Raw genomic sequence first — 16161 nt, 5'->3', positions numbered from 1 at the left:
CGGATTTGCAGAGTAATCCATCGTCTTCGCGCCGGGCGGCATTCGAGATCGTTGCAATCATGCGGTTCTGCGGAGTCGGATGGTCCGGGGGCGATGGATTGCGGTGCAGAATGATGGATTTTGCAGAGTAATCCATCGGGAAGGCCTGATTTTCGATGGATTGCGCGTGATTTCGGCGAATATGCAGCGTAATCCATCGGGGGGGGGCTTGGGATTCACTGGGCACTATGCGAAAGGCCGGCTCCCGGGATGGGGAACCGGCCTTGATGTCGGGAATCTGGCGCAGTGGGTCCGCTGCCAGTGCCTACGCGCGGGTCAGCTTGCGGTGCAGGCGATGCGGACGGGCCGCATCCTCGCCGAGACGCTTGACCTTGTTCTCCTCGTAGGACTGGAAGTTGCCCTCGAACCAGTACCAGTTGGCCGGGTTCTCGTCGTTGCCCTCCCAGGCGAGGATGTGCGTGGCGACGCGGTCGAGGAACCAGCGGTCGTGGGAGATCACCACGGCGCAACCGGGGAACTCAAGCAGCGCGTTCTCCAGCGATTCGAGCGTTTCCACATCGAGATCGTTGGTGGGCTCGTCGAGCAGCAGCAGGTTGCCGCCCTGCTTGAGGGTCAGAGCGAGGTTCAGACGGTTGCGCTCGCCACCGGAGAGCACGCCCGTGAGCTTCTGCTGATCGGAGCCCTTGAAGCCGAAGCTGGCCACGTAGGCGCGGGTCGGCACCTCGACGCCGCCCACCTCGATGTAGTCGAGACCGTCGGAGACGGCTTCCCACAGGTTCTTCTTCGGATCGAGGCCGGCGCGGTTCTGGTCGACGTAGCTGATCTTCACGGTTTCGCCGATCTTCAGTTCGCCGCTGGTGAGCGGCTCAAGGCCGACGATGGTCTTGAACAGCGTGGACTTGCCCACGCCGTTCGGGCCGATCACGCCGACAATGCCGTTGCGCGGCAGCGTGAAGGAGAGGTCGTCGATGAGCACGCGGTCGCCGAACGCCTTGTGGATGTGCTTGGCCTCGAGCACCGTGGAGCCCAGACGCGGTCCCGGCGGGATCTGAATCTCGGAGAAGTCGAGCTTCTTGGAGTTGCGTGCCTCCTGCTCCATCTGGTCGTAACGCTCCAGACGGGCCTTGTTCTTGGCCTGACGGGCCTTCGGCGAGGAGCGCACCCATTCGAGCTCGTTCTTCAGGCGCTTGGCGAGCTTGGCGTCCTTGGCGCCCTGGATCTCCATACGCTTGGCCTTGGTCTCCAAATACGTGGAGTAGTTGCCCTTGTACGGGTACAGGTGTCCGCGGTCGACCTCGCAGATCCACTCGGCCACGTTGTCCATGAAGTAACGATCGTGGGTGACGGCGATCACGGCGCCCTCGTACTTGTGCAGGAACTGCTCCAGCCACAGGATCGACTCGGCGTCGAGGTGGTTGGTGGGCTCGTCGAGCAGCAGCAGGTCGGGGGCTTCGAGCAGCAGCTTGCACAGGGCCACGCGACGGCGCTCGCCACCGGAGCACACGTTCACCGGGGTGTCGGGGTCGGGGCACTGCAGGGCGTCCATGGCCTGCTCGAGCTGGGAGTCGAGATCCCAGCCGTTGGCGGCGTCGATCTCGGTCTGGAGGGTACCCATCTCCTCCATGAGGGCGTCGAAGTCGGCGTCCGGATTCGCCATCTCCTCGCCGATCTGGTTGAAGCGGGCCACCTTGTCGGCGATCGGGCCGAACGCCATCTTGATGTTCTCGCCGACGGTCTTCGTGTCGTCCAGCGGCGGTTCCTGCTGCAGGATGCCGACCGTGTAGCCGGGGGTGAGGCTCGCCTCGCCGTTGGAGACGGTGTCGAGGCCGGCCATGATCTTCAGCAGCGTGGACTTACCCATGCCGTTGGGGCCCACCACGCCGATCTTGGCGCCGGGCAGGAAGCTCAGCGTCACGTTGTCGAGGATCACGCGGTCGCCGTACGCCTTGCGCGCGTTGATCATCTGGTAAATGAATTCAGCCAAGTGAGTTCCTTATCTCTAGCGTTGGTTGTATTCCGTTGATTTCCCAAAAATTTGCGTACCCCGGTCATCCTGGAATTGCGCGGAGCACGGCAAAAAGTTCCAAAACCATTATTCTACAGGCCATCTACAGCCGACGGCAACGGCGTTTGGCAGGTCGAAAGCCCCGTTATCGGCGATTGACGGTGCCTTATGGTCGTTTTTCTGGGCGGAGAACGACCGAAAAGCACCATGAATCGCGGATTTCGACTGGTTTGGCCTGTGATTTCAGACGGCAGGTAGTTAGCGGCGGCGGATGACAGCAGAGGTATTGTGTCGTATCTAGATAGCATATATACTTAGATATGCGATCGGTATTTGGGTGATCGTGATGGAGGTGGCATATGGTGCGCGAACATGATCGTCAGGAGGCGAAGTGGCCGGTGCTATGGGTGCGTGCGGCCATGCGCACGGCGATTCTGGTGTGTCTGGAAGCCGGACCGTTGCATGGCTACGGCATTGCCTTGGCCCTTGAGGGGCTGGGCTTCGGACGGCCGAAGGGCGGATCGCTGTATCCGATTCTCGAGGAGCTCAAGAATGCCGACGTGATCAATGACGAATGGGAGCAGAGCGAAGGCGGTCCTGGTCGGCGGGTGTACCGGCTGACCGAGACGGGACGCGCCCGGCTGGAACGTGAACGGCGGCAGTGGAACATGATGGTCGGGGTATTGGTCGGTGCAAGTTCCGGTCATGCCGCCGGCTCGTCGGATGATGCAGTCCCAGGCAGAGCAATGGTGGATGATACGACGGTGGGCGGAGACCTAGCGGGTGGGAGCGAAGTCGTTACCCATGCCGCCGACGCCATATTGCAGGAGGTGCGGTCCGCGCCGAATTCCGGCAGGCAAGTGGCCGATCGGTGGAAGCGGAACGTCCACGCAGATCGTGATGGACGGTGATGATGATGAAATCGGCAATGACGGCGATGGCTGATGTCTCGGTTGATGCTCTGACTGAGGAGTATCGCCGGGTTCGCGGCGATGATGCGGATGCGGTCTGGGCGGCGGAAGCGGCCTGTGAACTGTGTGAGCGCTGGCACGTTGATGTCGATAGGGCGTGTCGGGTATTGGAGGAGCAGTGCACGACGTTCCGTGCAATTATCGCTGATGCCGATTTGGAAGATATTGATTCGGAGGATGTCTACGAAGCCAAAGCGGGTGCTAAGACCGGGAATGCTGGTTTCCGTCATGGGGCGTCATTGAACGAGATGTTTGGGGATCCGAAGGCGTGGGCCTTCGGTCGGGTCGAGGAATGGCGGGAAGAGGGGATCGACGCATTCGCATACGAACGACCGGAATCCATGCGCAATGTGACCGTGACCGCGTTGAAGGCGTCGGCTCCGGTGTATGTGGTGTTCTGGCTGCTGATGCTGGCCAGCGGCTGGTCCTCGATGACATGGAGTTTGGCGTTGGTCCCGTTTCCCGTCATGTCCGGCGATTCCTCCACCCTGTGGTCGGGAGACGGACTGTTTCCGCTACGCGATCTGTTCATGCCGTTCGTGATCGTGCTGATGATCGGTCTGGCTCGAACGGTGTATCGTCGGGTGCTTCGCAATATCTCCCATATGCTGGCGGTCGTGACGGTCGGAGTGCTGGCCGTCGTCGCCGGATTGGGTGGTGCGATGCTGTCCGAATGGCTATTGCCGCCGGCTCGGGTCAACGCCGCGTGGATGCTCTTGCTGGCCGCCGTATGGGCATTGTCTGGATGGGTGGTCGCGCGACTGTGGAGGGAGCCCAGCCGTCGGTCCAGGCTCAGTGAATCGAGTCCGTTCGTGGACGATGCGACGTGGATTCGCGATGTCGGCAGATTATTGCGGGAGCGCGGCGATATCACCGATGGTGCGGCCCGGCGAATCTGCGATGAGGCGGAGGCGTTCTCCGCACGGTCCGGATCCGATCTGGTTGCCGAATTCGGTACGCCAGCCGAATACGCCCATCGGTTCCGGGAAACCTCCGTACGCGCTCGCCGGGAGATGGCCGGGTGCGTGGCCACGGTGATGCTCCTGACGTTGATCATGGGATTGGCCTTGTTGGCGATTGTCGGAGGGCAATGGCATGGATCGCTGGTTCCCGTGGGCGTGCAGGGCGTGTTCTATGTGATGGCGGTCGTTGCCATGATCGATTCCGTCCGCCGATATCGGCACGCCGCGATTCTGGCGAAACGATAGCGCGGCTGGACGGGAAGGCGGTGAATTGGAAGTGCCAAGCATGAGGGAGATGCCGACAATGACCAAGGCGTCAGGGGAGGCGGGGTCTGATCGCTCGCTGGGTGACGTGTTCGAAGCGTTCGAACGTGTTCGTGGTGATCATCATGACCGCATCTGGGCCGAACGGGTCGCATGGAGTCTGCTGGACGAGCATCATGGGCAAGTCGATGCGGTGCGCAGTGCCCTCGAACGGGCGCTGGATGAACTACGCATGATGCTCGGGGATGATGGCGGCACGCCTTTGGCGGAACTCTTCGGGGAGCCACGGGAGTGGGCGGCTCACGAGGTCGAGGAATGGCGTGAGGACGGGCTTGACCGATTCGGCGTCGAGCCGCCGCCGTCTCTTCGGGATGTGGTGGTCCATGGGTTTGGTTTCGCGGCACCGTTGTCCTTGCTGTTCTGGATTGTGCTGGTGCTTGCCATCCGTGACTGGCATGTGCCGGGGATGGTCGGTCGGGCGTTCGTTCCGTCGCCGACGCTGATCACGCCGGATGACGTCATGCTCTCGACCGGGACGGTCGGCAAGGCGAGCGGATTGATCGCATGGCCGATGGTGGTGGTGCCATGGCTGCTGACGGTTACGGCTCTGATGGGCAATCGGATATATCGATTGGTGCTGGCGGCCAGATCGGCGGTAGATGCGGCGATCGCCGCCGTGGCGGTGGGGCTGCTCGGTGTCGTGTTGCTGGTAGCGGTGATGTGGTCGGCGACCGGCGGGCCATATGTGCCGACGGCATGGATGCTCGCCATGACGGTGATCTACGGTATTGCCGCGTATGCGATCAGCCGCGTGTGGAAGGAAGAAGCGTCAAAGGGTTTCGATGCTGGCGGGGATGGTATCGCTGGGACTTCGTATGACTCAACTGCCGACGACCTCTTGCTGACCGACGATGAATGGCTGGCGAGGGTCGCCGTGCTGCTACGGGTGCGCAACGATATGACCGACGCCGACGTGCGGCGCATCTGTGACGATGCCCGGAATCATGCCGGCGAAAGCGGAGTGACACTCGTTTCGGAATTCGGCACGCCGGGCGAATACGCCAGTCGATTCGCGCCGACGCCGATCAAGGCCCGGAGAGAGCTGTGGTATTGGGTGTTCGCGGCAGTGCTCGCCGTGGCGAACATCCTCTGGATCGTCTTCACCGGGGGACCGGTGTCCGGAGCGCAGATCGGCCAGCTGATCTGCTTCGACGTCGCCGTGATTCTCGCCTATCGCGGATGGCGCGGGCACCGAGATCGCCACGGACTGTGACCTGAAAAGACCCGGAAAGACTCGGAAATCCGTGACTTGGAAATGAAACCTACAGCGCGGAGATTCCGCCGTCCACATGGATGGTCTGGCCGTTGATGAACCCGTTGCTCATCAGGAACAGGTAGGTTCGCGCCACCTCGTCGACGGTGCCGAGACGCTTGAGCGGATTGGCCGCCGCCATCTGCTCGCTCTGCCGATGCAACTGGTCGGCCGGAACGTCACGCCACAATCCGGTGGGCGTCCACCACGGCGCCACCGCATTGACCCGCACGCGGGGCGCCGACTCGATGGCCAGCCCCTGCGTCAGCGTGGCGATGGCCTGATTGCCCAGCACGGCGCCCGAAGCGTTGTACGGTCGGCCGCCGGAGCCTGCGGTCAGCGTGAGCGAACCGCCGTCGGCGATCCGGGGCAGAACGATTCTGGCGATGCGCAGTGCCATGAGATACTTGCCGTCCACGGCCGAGCGGATGGCCTCGTCGGTGTTGCTGAGGAACCCTCCTCCCATGGCGCCTCCCATCATGGAGACGACATGGTCGAACGGAGCTCGGGCACCGATGCATTCGTCGAAGGTGTCGGTGTCGGTGACATCGCAGCAGGCCACCTCATAGCGTGGATCGTCGCCGTTCTCGTCCTGCTGACGAAGGCGGGACTCGGCCTCTTCGATGTGGGCGGCCGATCGTCCGATCGCCGTGACCCTCGCCCCGGCTTCCAGTGCCAGTTCGGCAATGCGAAGGCCGAACCCCGACGTTCCTCCGATGACCAGCACGCGGCTGTCCCGCATCGGCTGCTCCCCGTTCGATGATGTCATCAAAGCCTCCCGCCCGTTGTTGCTATTGACTGTTGGTCGTGACCATTGTATGTACGCCCGTATGCACTCCAGCGTCGGCGACGATGTCCGACGCGGTCATATACTTACCATCAGTCATTACTAAAGGTAACTAAATGAAAGGCCGGTGGCCACCATGACGACGTCATTGCCGGTGGAGCAGGTGCGGGTGCTGCTGGACGCCTGCTGGAAGGCGAAGCGGATCACCGAACTCATGCCGGATCTTCCTCGGGGGATGAAGCCCCGGCAGGTGCATGTGATCGACGCGATCTGGCATCTCAACGAGTCGAACGGGCAGGACGTCGGCACGGCCAGGGTCGGCGACGTCAGCGCATTCCTCGGCGTCACCACGCCGAGCGTCACCAAACTCGTGAACGAGATGTCGACGCTGGGTCTGGTGACCAAACATCCCGGCCGGGAGGACCGCCGCGCGGTCACCCTCACCCTCACCGAACGAGGACTGGACATCCGCCGCCGGTACGTGCAGGAATACCACGAACACCTCGGCCGTCTGCTGGGCGGACTGACCGAGGACCAGTGCCGGACCACCGCGGCGACGATCGCCGAAACGCTGAGACTCATGCAGGAGGACGAACGATGAACGAATCTCGCGCCAATACAGCCAAGGCCGCCAACACCGTCCCGACCGGCAACACCGTCCCCGCCGCCAACACAACCTCCGCCGCCAACACCGTCAGCGGCAACACCGTCCCGGCCAGCCTGATCGTCGCCGTGGTATCGCTGGCGATCCTGACGTTCCTCGGCATCCTCTCGGAAACCTCGCTGAACATCGCCTACTCCACGCTGATGAGCGAATTCTCCCTCGAGGCCTCCGTGGTCCAGTGGCTCACCACCGGCTACCTACTGCTGCTTTCCGTCGCCATCCCCAGCTCCCCGTTCATGGTCCGACGGTTCGCCACCAAGGCCCTGTTCGTCACGGCCGTCGCGATCTTCACCGCCGGCACGGTGCTGGGCGCGCTCGCCGTGAACTTCCCGATGCTGCTGGCCGCCCGACTGGTCATGGCGCTCGGCACCGGCATCTCGCTGCCGCTGATCACCACCATCATCCTCGAAAAGGCGCCGCTGAACCGACGGGGCATGATGCTCGGCATCGTCAGCCTCGTCACCTGCGCCGCACCGGCGATCGGCCCGGTGTTCGGCGGCGTGGTCATGGAATACCTCGACTGGCACTGGATCTTCTACACCATGCTGCCGTTCCTCGGTGTCTCGCTCGTCCTCGGCACGATCACCGTCCCCGATATCCGCAAGGGCGAACGGGCGTCGATCAGCGTGCCGTCGCTGCTGCTGGTGGCCTCGGGACTGGCCGGACTGATCGTCGCGGTGAGCTTCTTCGCCGAATGGAACGGCGACTGGCGGTTCTGGGTCGTACTGGCGTCAAGCGTGATCGTGCTTGCCGTTTTCGCCGTGGTCCAGCTGCGCATGGACCGTCCGCTGATTCAGGTGCGGGTGTTCGGCTACCCCGGATTCACCCTGGGCATGCTGATCCTGCTGGCGGCATCCGGCGGCGTACTGGGACTCAACTTCCTGCTGCCGATCCTGCTGCAACGCGGATTCGGTCTGAGCGGTCTGGTCTCCGCGCTGATTCTGTTGCCGGGCGCTGTGATCGGGGCGATCTGCGCGCCGATGATCGGCAATGCGCTGAAAAGCCATTTCCCGCCCACATTCATCATCTTCGGCCTGTTCGGCGTCACGGTGATGGATGTGGTGATGGTGATGCTGTCCGGGCGTATCTGGGCGGTCGCCGTGGCCTACGCCCTGTTCATGGCCTGCTCCGGATTCGTCCTGGTGCCCGATCAGACCCACGCACTCAACCAGCTGCCGATGCGGCTCAACGCCGACGGGTCCGCGGTGATGAACACCGTGCAGCAGATGGCGGGCGCGATCGGCACCGCCGTGGCCAGCACGCTGATCTCCGAATTCTCGGCCGCGCACATGCGTGACGGCCTCGACACGGCCGGCGCGACGATGGCGGCGTTCCCCGAAAGCATGTGGACGCTCACCGGCATGGCGGTGGCGGGCATCGTGATGGCGGCGCTGATGTTCCGATACTCCTCGCGCAGGACTCCGGAACTGAAGGAAAGCGCCATCTAGCACCTCAAGTGCCCGTGCAGCGCCATTTACCACCCGCGCAGTGTCATCTACCGCCCGCGCAGGGCGAGCAGCGTGTGATACGCGCCGGAACGGATCGAGCCGATGCCGTTGGTGTTGTTGACCGCGGCCTCCACCGACCGCAGCGCGCCCAGCGACGGCACCTTGGGCAGGGAGTCGAGGCCGGAGATCACGCGGTGGCTCTTGCGCACGCGGAAGCGTTCGCGGTTCACCGCCTCGCCGGTGGCGCACAGCTTGTCGCTGATGCTCACCAGCCAGCCCTCGGTGTACTTCGGCGGGACGTTGGTGAGCGGATACATGTGGTTGATCAGACTGTCGGCGACCACGTCGTTGACGATGTCGCGCCCGTAGTCGCGGATGGCGTTCAGGCAGGCGATGCGGCCGTGCGTGAAGCCGTGCAGCCGATGCCAGTCCTCGTCATCGTGCCAGTCGTACAGGAAATAGTCGTGCAGCAGCGCGGCCACCACCAGCGACCTCATGTCGACGATGTCGTCGAGTCCGAACCGGTGCGCGAGCCTGACGGATCGCTCGGCCACGGCCACGGAATGCTGGAAGGTGGTGGTGTTGCCATGCTGGAAATAGCGTTTCTCGGATTGCATACCCGGTGACTCGATGATGTCGAGTCCGTATTCCAAAACGGTGAGCATGGCCTCGCCCGCCGAATCGGCGTCGGCATCAAGGGCGTTCATGGTATCCATCGCGAAGCGATTCATCACGGTAGTGTTCGAAGTCCTCTCTGGGTTGACCCACCCCTCAGCGTAGCCAAAAGAGGGATGGATGTCCACCGGGATCCCATGAACGTTCGGACTGCCGTCACCGACTGTTCGCCTTTGTCGACTGACCGGCGGCCGGTCGGAGGTTCGCCCTTACCGGCCGTTTTGCCCTTACCGATCGTTACGTTTTCGCCCTTACCTACCGTTTGCCGGCCGGACGACGGCCGTGATCGCGGATGAAGCACGAGGCCACGAGGCATACCGCGCACACCACGATCAGCACGCGGAACGACACCTGCATGCCGTGTACGGCCCCGGCCCGGCCATACACCGCCGGATCGAGCGTGAAGGAGGTCATGATGGTGACCAGCAGTGCCGTGCCGATCGCGCCGGAGGTCTGCCGCAGTGTGTTGTTCATCGCGGTGCCGTGCGGGATCTCCGGTCCGGTGAGCTGGTTGAGCGCGGCCGTGGTCAGCGGCATCGAGCAGAACGCCGAGCCGGACAGCAGCAGCGTGAAGAACAGGGCCGGCATCCACACCGGCGAATCCGCCTGCAGCATGGACAGCAGCAGCGTGCTGACGGTGAGCAGCGCGAAGCCGATCATGCCCAGCGGCCGGCCGCCGAACCGGTCGTACAGGTGGCCGCCGACCGGATTGAGCAGACCCATCATGATGCCGCCCGGCATCATCAGCAGACCGGACTCCAGCGCCGAGACGCCCAGATCGTTCTGCAGGTACAGCGGCAGGATGTTCTCCACGCCGATGAAGGCGGCGAAGCCGAGCACCGAGATCGTCAGGCACAGCGTGAACATCGGGTGGCGGAAGATGCGGAAGTTCAGCATCGGCTGGTCGAGTCGCAGCTGACGGCGGATGAATACGGTCAGCGCCACGACGCCGACGATCAGGCTGACGACCACCGGCACGCTGGTCCAGCCGGCCCGGCCTGCTACCGAGAAGCCGTACAGTACCCCGCCGAAGCCGAACGTCGACAGCACCACCGACGGCACGCCGATATGCGGATGGGACGGCTCGCCTACGTTGCCGACGGTGAACCATGCGGCGACGATCACCGCGGCCGTGATCGCCATGAGCAGGATGAAGATCGCCCTCCACGGCAGGTATTCGAGGATGATGCCGGAGATCGTGGGGCCGAGCGCCGGGGCGAACGCGATCACCAGACCGAACATGCCCATCGCTGCGCCTCGGCGTTCCGGCGGATATACGCGGAACAGCACGGTCTGCAGTAGCGTCATCAGCACGCCCGCGCCGCACGCCTGGATGATGCGGCCTGCCAGCAGGAACGGGAATCCCGGGGCGCAGGCGCAGATCAGCGATCCGGTGAAGAACATGCCCATCGCGTACAGGAACAGTTGCCGGGTGGTGAACGTTTCGATCAGGAACGCGGTGATCGGGATCATGATGCCGTTGGTGAGCATGAACCCGGTGGTCAGCCACTGCACGGTATTGCTGGGGATGCCGAATTCGCGCATGAACGTGGGCAGGGCGGAGATCATCAGCGTCTGGTTGAGGATCGCGACGAACGATCCGATCATCAGCGTGACGACCATCGCCCGCGCCCGGTGCGGATCCGGTGTGCGGTCGATGGGCCGGGACCGTTCTTCGGACGGATCGGTTTCGGCCTCGGTGACGTTTGCGGTGTTTGCAGTGTTGACGGTGTTTGCGGTGTTGACGGTATTGGACATGACGATTTCCCGTGACTTGGCGGATATGGCTCGACTGGTATGCGCATCGGCCGAATCGTTTCCCCGTCACATTCGGTGCGTGTGTGCGCGAATCGATGCACTGACATCCAACCCCGGCGTCCGGACAACGCCGGTTTCGGACGATCCGTATGCCGTCGGATGGGCGCTCTGCCCTCGGGCGATCCACCCGTATGACACCGGGTGATCCGTCCGTATGCCGGACCGTCAGCTTACGGCGGAACCGGACGGATTGTTATGATCCGTTGGCTGAAGTCACCGTCCGGACGTACTAAGCTTCCACTCGGAAAACGGTGCGACCCCGTATCGGGATCACAAGGGCGCTACGAAGCAAACGCTACGAGCGGTGTTGAGATATATGGAGGTCCGGCATGGCCAACGGCAAATCGATGACGATCAGTGAAATGGTGGGGATGTTCGTCTCTCCTCAGGCGCCGCTGCGCGTCGACGCCTTCGACGGCTCGACGTTCGGTCCCGAAAGCGCCCCGCTGCATGTGAAGGTCAACAATCCGAACGCCGTCTACCAGATCGTCGAACACCCCAACGAGATCGGCGTCGTCCGCGCCTACATCCTCGGCGACTTCGACGTGGAGGGCATCGACTACGCCGACCCCTACCCGGTGCTGCGCAGCTTCATCGACATGGCCCCCTACGTGCGCAAGCCCACGCCGCTGGACGTGGCCCGCGTGGCCGCCGCGGTGTTCAGCCACGGATTCCGCAAGGCCCCCGTGCCCGAGGTGGAAGGCCCCTCGAAGTGGCAGCGCATCAAGTCCGGTCTGCTGCCGCACACCGAAAAGGCCGATTCCGAGACGGTCAGCTACCACTACGACCAGTCCAACGACTTCTACGCCGACTTCCTCGGCCCCTCGATGACCTACACCTGCGCCGTGTTCGAGAACGAAGCCATGAACCTCGAGGATGCGCAGGCCAACAAGCTGCGGCTGATCCTCGACAAGCTCGGTCTCAAGCCCGGCCAGCGTCTGCTCGACATCGGCTGCGGCTGGGGTTCCATGGTCATCACGGCCGCCCGCCGTGGCATCAAGGCGCTCGGCGTGACGCTGTCCAAGGAGCAGGCCGCCTACGCGCAGGAGTGGATCCGCCGCGAGGGCCTCGAGGATCTCGCCGAAGTGCGTGTGATGGACTACCGCGACGTGCCCGAACGCGACTTCGACGGCATCTGCTCGATCGGCATGATGGAGCATGTGGGCGTGAAGAACTACAAGAGCTACTTCGAGGAGATGTTCAAGCTGCTCAAGCCCATGGGCCGCCTGCTCAACCACCAGATCACCATCAGCCACGGCAAGCCGAACGGCAAGCCCGGCACCGACGAGTTCCTTGACCGCTACATCTTCCCCGACGGCGACCTCGGCACGCCCGGCTTCATCGAAAGCTGCATCCACGACTCCGGCTTCAACGTGGTGCATCAGGAGAACCTGCGCCAGCACTACGCGCTCACCCTGCACCATTGGAACCACAACCTTTCCGAGCACTGGGACGACGCGGTCAAGCAGGTGGGCTTCGACCGTGCCAAGGTGTGGGGCCTGTACATGGCCGCCTGCGCGCTGAACTTCGAGCTCGACGGCATCCAGATCCACCAGTTCCTCGCCGTCAAGCCCGACCGCGTCGGCCACCCCGACGGCAAGTGGTACCCGCTGCGTCCGTGGTGGAAGGCCTGATCGTCGGTCGTCTGATTGGTGGCCGGCTGTCTGATTGGGGCCGGCTGACCGGTGAGCGCTTGGTCGGCCGGTCAGCGTTTGCCTGACCGGTGGCTGGAGTGTCTGACCGGTGATCTTCTGAGTGGGGCTCGGTATCGTCGCGGTATCGGGCCTCGCGGTATCATCATCCGGTGAAGAGAACGGATCAGATCAAACAGACTCCCCGTGGCGTGGCCGCCACGGTCGCCCAGGCCTTCGTCTACGGCATCTTTCCCCTGTACTGGGCCGCGCTCGCCAGCGTGTCCGCGATGAACGTGATGCTTTACCGCATCGTCACGGCGTTCGTGGTGATGCTGCTGGTCATGGTGGTCTCCGGCCGGTGGGGACGGTTCCTTGCCTCCGTGCGCGCGCTGTGGAAAAACCAGCGGATTTTCTGGCTTGAGGTACTGGCCGCGGTGCTGGTGTCGATCGACTGGGTGGTCTACATCTATCTGGTGGTGATCGGCCGCACGTCGGAGGCCAGTGCGGCGAACTTCCTCATGCCGCTGATCAACATGCTGCTGGCGTTGCTGCTCCTGCGCGAGCGGACCACGCGGCTCGGCATCGTCTCCATGCTGATCGCTCTGGTGGGCGGCGGCCTCTACGTGCTGGACACGGGGGCGTTCCCCACGCTGGCGCTGCTGATGACGTTCAGCTACAGCGGCTACTGCCTGATCAAACGGTTCATTCCGCTGGATTCCTTCGAATCCCTGACCTTCGAGACCGGCGTGCTCACCCCGGTGGCCTTCGCCGCACTGGCCATGCAGCCGCGGTTCGGCGTGCCGGCCGGGGCGCCCGTGCATGTGTGGGTGCTGCTGGCCTGCTGCGGCATTCTCACCGTGGTGCCGCTGGTGCTCACCTCGTACGGCGTCAAGCACGCGCATTTCCTGACGCTGAGCTTCACCCAGTACATCACGCCGACGATCCAGCTGATCCTCGGCATCGTGGTGCTCGGCGAACAGGTGCCGGCCCACCGGTTCATCTCGTTCTCGGTGATCTGGATGGCCCTGGTGGTGTATTCCTTCGACATCGTGCTCCAGCACCGCCGAAAGCTCACGCTGGGTGATGTGGCTGAGCGGTGAGCGGCGGCTGAGCGGTGAGTGGTGGGTGGGCTGGCCGTCACCCGGGGTCTTGTGAGTTGACCGTCACCACGGGGGTCTTGTTTGTGGGGGATGGTGGTGGTTGAATGGCTCAGAGGGTGAAGGTTGTGGAATGGAGGGGCCATGACGTCGGTTGGGGAGCGTGCCGTAGGCGGATTGGGCGACGTGAACGACGAGACGGGTGGCGGCCTCGACAATAAGGCGGTCGTCAAACGCCCTGAGAATGGCGGTGTCGGTCACGAGACGGGTGGCGCGAACCATGAGGCGGGCGGATCCGCTGCCCGGCCGGAATCTCACCGCCGTCGGGGGCGTCGCCCGGGCAACAGCCCCAGCAGGCAGCGGATTCTGGATGCGGCGTGCGAGGAGTTCTCGTCGCACGGCTACCGCGGCACCACGATCAAAGGGGTGGCGGCCGCGGCCGGGGTGGACGCCAAGCTGGTGAAGTACTACTACACCGACAAGGAGACCCTGTTCATGGCGGCGGCCTCCGACCTGTTCCGTTCCCAGGAGTTCTTCAACCTGCTGCATGAGAATAAGCACGATCACACCATGGATTCGACCGGCAGCCGATTGGTCTACGCGTTCCTGATGCAGGCGGTCGACCCCCGCCGCCGTCTGCTGCTCGGGTTGCTCAAGGATCTCGGCGCCAACGAGGAGTTCCGCAACTTCTACGTGCGGTTCCTGAAGAACGAGATCGTCAACAGCATCCAGCCGCCCATCGACGACCGTCACGCCGCGGAGCGACTGGGACTGGTGTTCTCGCAGATCATCGGGCTGGTCTCCAGCTGGCATCTCATCGAGATCCCGGCGCTGCGGCGGCATACGGTGCTGGAGATGGCGAAGATCGTCGGACCGGTGATCGACCACTACCTGTACGACGATCTGCCATTCGACGAGTAGCGCCGCTACATGGTCTTATCCCTACTTGGTCTTGTGACCCTACCTGGTCGCGTTGGTCTGGTACGGCTCCCTACTTGGTCTGATACAGCGCCTTGCGGTGAACGACGAGCCAGAGGACGCCGAACACCATGACGGCCGCGTAGATGAACAGCTTGGACCCGTAGTAGGCGTTGGCCAGTGGGAACGACGAGACCGCGGCATCGGTGGCCGAGGCCTTGGCCTCGTAGGCGGCGACGCTGATCATGGATCCGAAGATCGCGATGCCGATCGCACCGGAGCCCTGCATGGCCAGATCGTTCATGCCCACGCCGCGGCCGCTCTGCTCGGGCGGCAATGTGCCGAGCACGGTGTCGACGACGGGGGAGTACGTCATCGCCATGCCGATGTAGTACACCGAGATCGCGGCGGCCAGCGGCCATGAGGTGTGGCTGCCCGCCGAAAGGTACAGGTAGGCGCCGCTGAGCACCAGTCCGAGGGCCATCAGGGTGCCGGCGAGCAGGATCGCGCGGAACCGGCCGATCAGGTCGACGATGCGACCGGACAGGGTGCCGGTGACGGTGGCGAGGATCAGCGCCGGAAGCAGCAGCAGCGAGACCTGTGTGGAGCTCATGCCGTAGATCACCGAGCCGGCGGCGTTGAACAGCGGCGTGACCGAGAAGTTCAGCGAATAGAAGATCACGATGAGCAGCACGGCCTTGATCCATCGGGTGTTGCGGAAGAACGCCGGGGTGATGAATGGGTTCTTCGCGCGGCTGATGTAGATCGCGAAGCCGACGAAGGCCACGGCGGAGGCGATGATCAGCGGCCAGGTGAGGTCGGAGAAGAACAGGGTGAGGAACAGGGCGCCGGCGCCGAACAGGGCGAAGCCGATGACGTCGATGCGCGTGCCATGGCTTGCCGAGTCCGGCAGATCCTTGAGCAGCAGCGGGACCACCAGCACGGACAGCGCGGGGATGAGGAACAGCCACGACCAGTCGATGGCGCTGAACAGGCCGCCGCACAGCACGCCCAGAGCCGTGGAGAGCTGGAACACGGCGGTGAACAGGCCGAAGTACAGCAGTTTGCTTTCCGGCTTGAGATATCGCGCCACGATGACCAGATACACGGATCCCGCGGCCTGGAAGCCGATGGTCTGGATGCAGCGGGCGATGATGACGAGCATGAGATTGCCGTGCAGCAGGAAGCCGAACGCGCAGCCGACCCACAGCAGGATCAGGCCGACGAAGGTGAGCTTCTTCAGGGAGACGAAGTCGCACAGCGAACCGTAGACGAAGCAGACGATGCCCAGAACGACGCCGGGGATCGCGGTGATCAGCGACGCCTGGGAGACGGCGCCCAAGTCGGTGCCGATGTGCTCGAAGACCAGATTGAACGCCTGTAGGCACAGCACGCCGAGCAGATAGACGAACAGCAGGGGAAACAGGGCCTTGCGGGCCTTGTCGGCGACGGCGTCGACGTCGGTGGCGCTGGTGCCGGTCGCGGGGGATGATGGCCGATTGCTCATGATGAGTCCTTACCTTGATTGGCAGATGTGGAATCTCTTGGGTAATCGGCTCGGACATTTCTTATGCGGAGGAGCCGGAGGACCGCAATGCCCAGTGTA

12 protein-coding genes and 1 pseudogene are annotated in these 16161 nt (G+C 63.5%); 8 read left to right on the top strand and 5 right to left on the bottom strand.

Annotation, left to right across the window (positions count from 1 at the left end):
- Nucleotides 1-304: 304 nt before the first annotated feature.
- A complete protein-coding gene (ettA, locus tag CSQ87_RS09140) occupies nucleotides 305-1984 on the bottom strand; it encodes an energy-dependent translational throttle protein EttA (protein ID WP_100513565.1) in 1680 nt (559 codons plus the stop codon).
- Between the two features lie 380 nt (nucleotides 1985-2364).
- Here ettA and CSQ87_RS09135 point away from each other — a divergent pair, with 380 nt between their 5' ends.
- The 3 genes from CSQ87_RS09135 to CSQ87_RS09125 are packed head-to-tail and all read left to right on the top strand — an operon-like array spanning nucleotide 2365 to nucleotide 5475.
- The gene (locus tag CSQ87_RS09135; protein ID WP_100513564.1) at nucleotides 2365-2916 is read left to right on the top strand and encodes a PadR family transcriptional regulator; all 552 of its coding nucleotides are present in this window, start codon (nucleotides 2365-2367) and stop codon (nucleotides 2914-2916) included.
- Nucleotides 2916-4184, top strand: a complete 1269-nt coding sequence (locus tag CSQ87_RS09130; protein WP_100513563.1) for a hypothetical protein — start codon at nucleotides 2916-2918, stop codon at nucleotides 4182-4184. Before CSQ87_RS09135 ends, CSQ87_RS09130 begins: the two co-directional genes overlap by 1 nt.
- A 58-nt stretch (nucleotides 4185-4242) precedes the next feature.
- Complete coding sequence (locus tag CSQ87_RS09125; protein WP_133122384.1) at nucleotides 4243-5475, top strand: hypothetical protein; 1233 nt, start codon at nucleotides 4243-4245, stop codon at nucleotides 5473-5475.
- A gap of 49 nt (nucleotides 5476-5524) precedes the next feature.
- Here CSQ87_RS09125 and CSQ87_RS09120 read toward each other — a convergent pair whose 3' ends face one another.
- Entirely contained in the window at nucleotides 5525-6283 is a 759-nt protein-coding gene (locus CSQ87_RS09120) for an SDR family oxidoreductase (RefSeq protein WP_207761132.1), read from the bottom strand.
- Nucleotides 6284-6437: 154 nt separating this feature from the next.
- Between CSQ87_RS09120 and CSQ87_RS09115 the strand changes: the two genes are divergently transcribed.
- Nucleotides 6438-6902: a MarR family winged helix-turn-helix transcriptional regulator gene (locus tag CSQ87_RS09115; RefSeq protein ID WP_243388905.1), complete on the top strand. Its 465-nt coding sequence runs from the start codon at nucleotides 6438-6440 to the stop codon at nucleotides 6900-6902.
- Nucleotides 6899-8413 carry a DHA2 family efflux MFS transporter permease subunit gene (locus CSQ87_RS09110; protein WP_100513560.1) on the top strand — a complete coding sequence of 505 codons (1515 nt, stop codon included), beginning with the start codon at nucleotides 6899-6901 and terminating at the stop codon, nucleotides 8411-8413. Before CSQ87_RS09115 ends, CSQ87_RS09110 begins: the two co-directional genes overlap by 4 nt.
- A 203-nt stretch (nucleotides 8414-8616) precedes the next feature.
- Here CSQ87_RS09110 and CSQ87_RS09105 read toward each other — a convergent pair.
- Both CSQ87_RS09105 and CSQ87_RS09100 read right to left on the bottom strand, forming a co-directional pair.
- A pseudogene (locus tag CSQ87_RS09105) lies at nucleotides 8617-9078 on the bottom strand (HD domain-containing protein); the annotation flags it as partial.
- Between the two features lie 265 nt (nucleotides 9079-9343).
- Nucleotides 9344-10846 (bottom strand): MDR family MFS transporter, encoded by a 1503-nt coding sequence (locus CSQ87_RS09100; RefSeq protein ID WP_207761131.1) that lies wholly within the window; start codon nucleotides 10844-10846, stop codon nucleotides 9344-9346.
- 389 nt (nucleotides 10847-11235) lie between these two features.
- On the opposite strand from CSQ87_RS09100, the gene CSQ87_RS09095 reads away from it, so the two are divergent.
- The 3 genes from CSQ87_RS09095 to CSQ87_RS09085 all read left to right on the top strand — a co-directional run bounded on the left by CSQ87_RS09095 (nucleotide 11236) and on the right by CSQ87_RS09085 (nucleotide 14558).
- Nucleotides 11236-12540, top strand: coding sequence for a class I SAM-dependent methyltransferase (locus CSQ87_RS09095; RefSeq protein ID WP_100513559.1), 1305 nt, complete (start codon nucleotides 11236-11238; stop codon nucleotides 12538-12540).
- Between the two features lie 170 nt (nucleotides 12541-12710).
- A complete protein-coding gene (gene rarD, locus CSQ87_RS09090) occupies nucleotides 12711-13640 on the top strand; it encodes an EamA family transporter RarD (protein WP_100513558.1) in 930 nt (309 codons plus the stop codon).
- Nucleotides 13641-13781: 141 nt separating this feature from the next.
- Nucleotides 13782-14558: a TetR/AcrR family transcriptional regulator gene (locus CSQ87_RS09085; RefSeq protein ID WP_100513557.1), complete on the top strand. Its 777-nt coding sequence runs from the start codon at nucleotides 13782-13784 to the stop codon at nucleotides 14556-14558.
- A gap of 70 nt (nucleotides 14559-14628) precedes the next feature.
- Here the strand turns inward: CSQ87_RS09085 and CSQ87_RS09080 are convergent, their stop codons facing one another.
- On the bottom strand, nucleotides 14629-16062 hold the full coding sequence (locus tag CSQ87_RS09080; RefSeq protein ID WP_100513556.1) for an MFS transporter: 1434 nt from the start codon (nucleotides 16060-16062) through the stop codon (nucleotides 14629-14631).
- Nucleotides 16063-16161: the final 99 nt, after the last annotated feature.

Origin of the sequence: Bifidobacterium simiarum, from assembly GCF_002802905.1 — a bacterium.
GTDB classification, from domain to species: domain Bacteria; phylum Actinomycetota; class Actinomycetes; order Actinomycetales; family Bifidobacteriaceae; genus Galliscardovia; species Galliscardovia simiarum.
Note: the sequence above shows the minus strand (reverse complement) of the source record. Positions and strands in the feature narration are given on the sequence as shown.

Excerpts from the sequence above, each read along its gene's own strand:
- CSQ87_RS09135 (WP_100513564.1), top strand. The coding sequence starts at position 2,365 with ATGGTGCGCGAACATGATCGTCAGGAGGCGAAGTGGCCGGTGCTATGG.
- CSQ87_RS09130 (WP_100513563.1), top strand. The coding sequence starts at position 2,916 with ATGATGATGAAATCGGCAATGACGGCGATGGCTGATGTCTCGGTTGAT.
- CSQ87_RS09125 (WP_133122384.1), top strand. The coding sequence starts at position 4,243 with ATGACCAAGGCGTCAGGGGAGGCGGGGTCTGATCGCTCGCTGGGTGAC.
- CSQ87_RS09120 (WP_207761132.1), bottom strand. The coding sequence starts at position 6,283 with ATGACATCATCGAACGGGGAGCAGCCGATGCGGGACAGCCGCGTGCTG.
- CSQ87_RS09115 (WP_243388905.1), top strand. The coding sequence starts at position 6,438 with ATGACGACGTCATTGCCGGTGGAGCAGGTGCGGGTGCTGCTGGACGCC.
- CSQ87_RS09110 (WP_100513560.1), top strand. The coding sequence starts at position 6,899 with ATGAACGAATCTCGCGCCAATACAGCCAAGGCCGCCAACACCGTCCCG.
- CSQ87_RS09100 (WP_207761131.1), bottom strand. The coding sequence starts at position 10,846 with ATGTCCAATACCGTCAACACCGCAAACACCGTCAACACTGCAAACACC.
- CSQ87_RS09095 (WP_100513559.1), top strand. The coding sequence starts at position 11,236 with ATGGCCAACGGCAAATCGATGACGATCAGTGAAATGGTGGGGATGTTC.
- CSQ87_RS09085 (WP_100513557.1), top strand. The coding sequence starts at position 13,782 with ATGACGTCGGTTGGGGAGCGTGCCGTAGGCGGATTGGGCGACGTGAAC.
- CSQ87_RS09080 (WP_100513556.1), bottom strand. The coding sequence starts at position 16,062 with ATGAGCAATCGGCCATCATCCCCCGCGACCGGCACCAGCGCCACCGAC.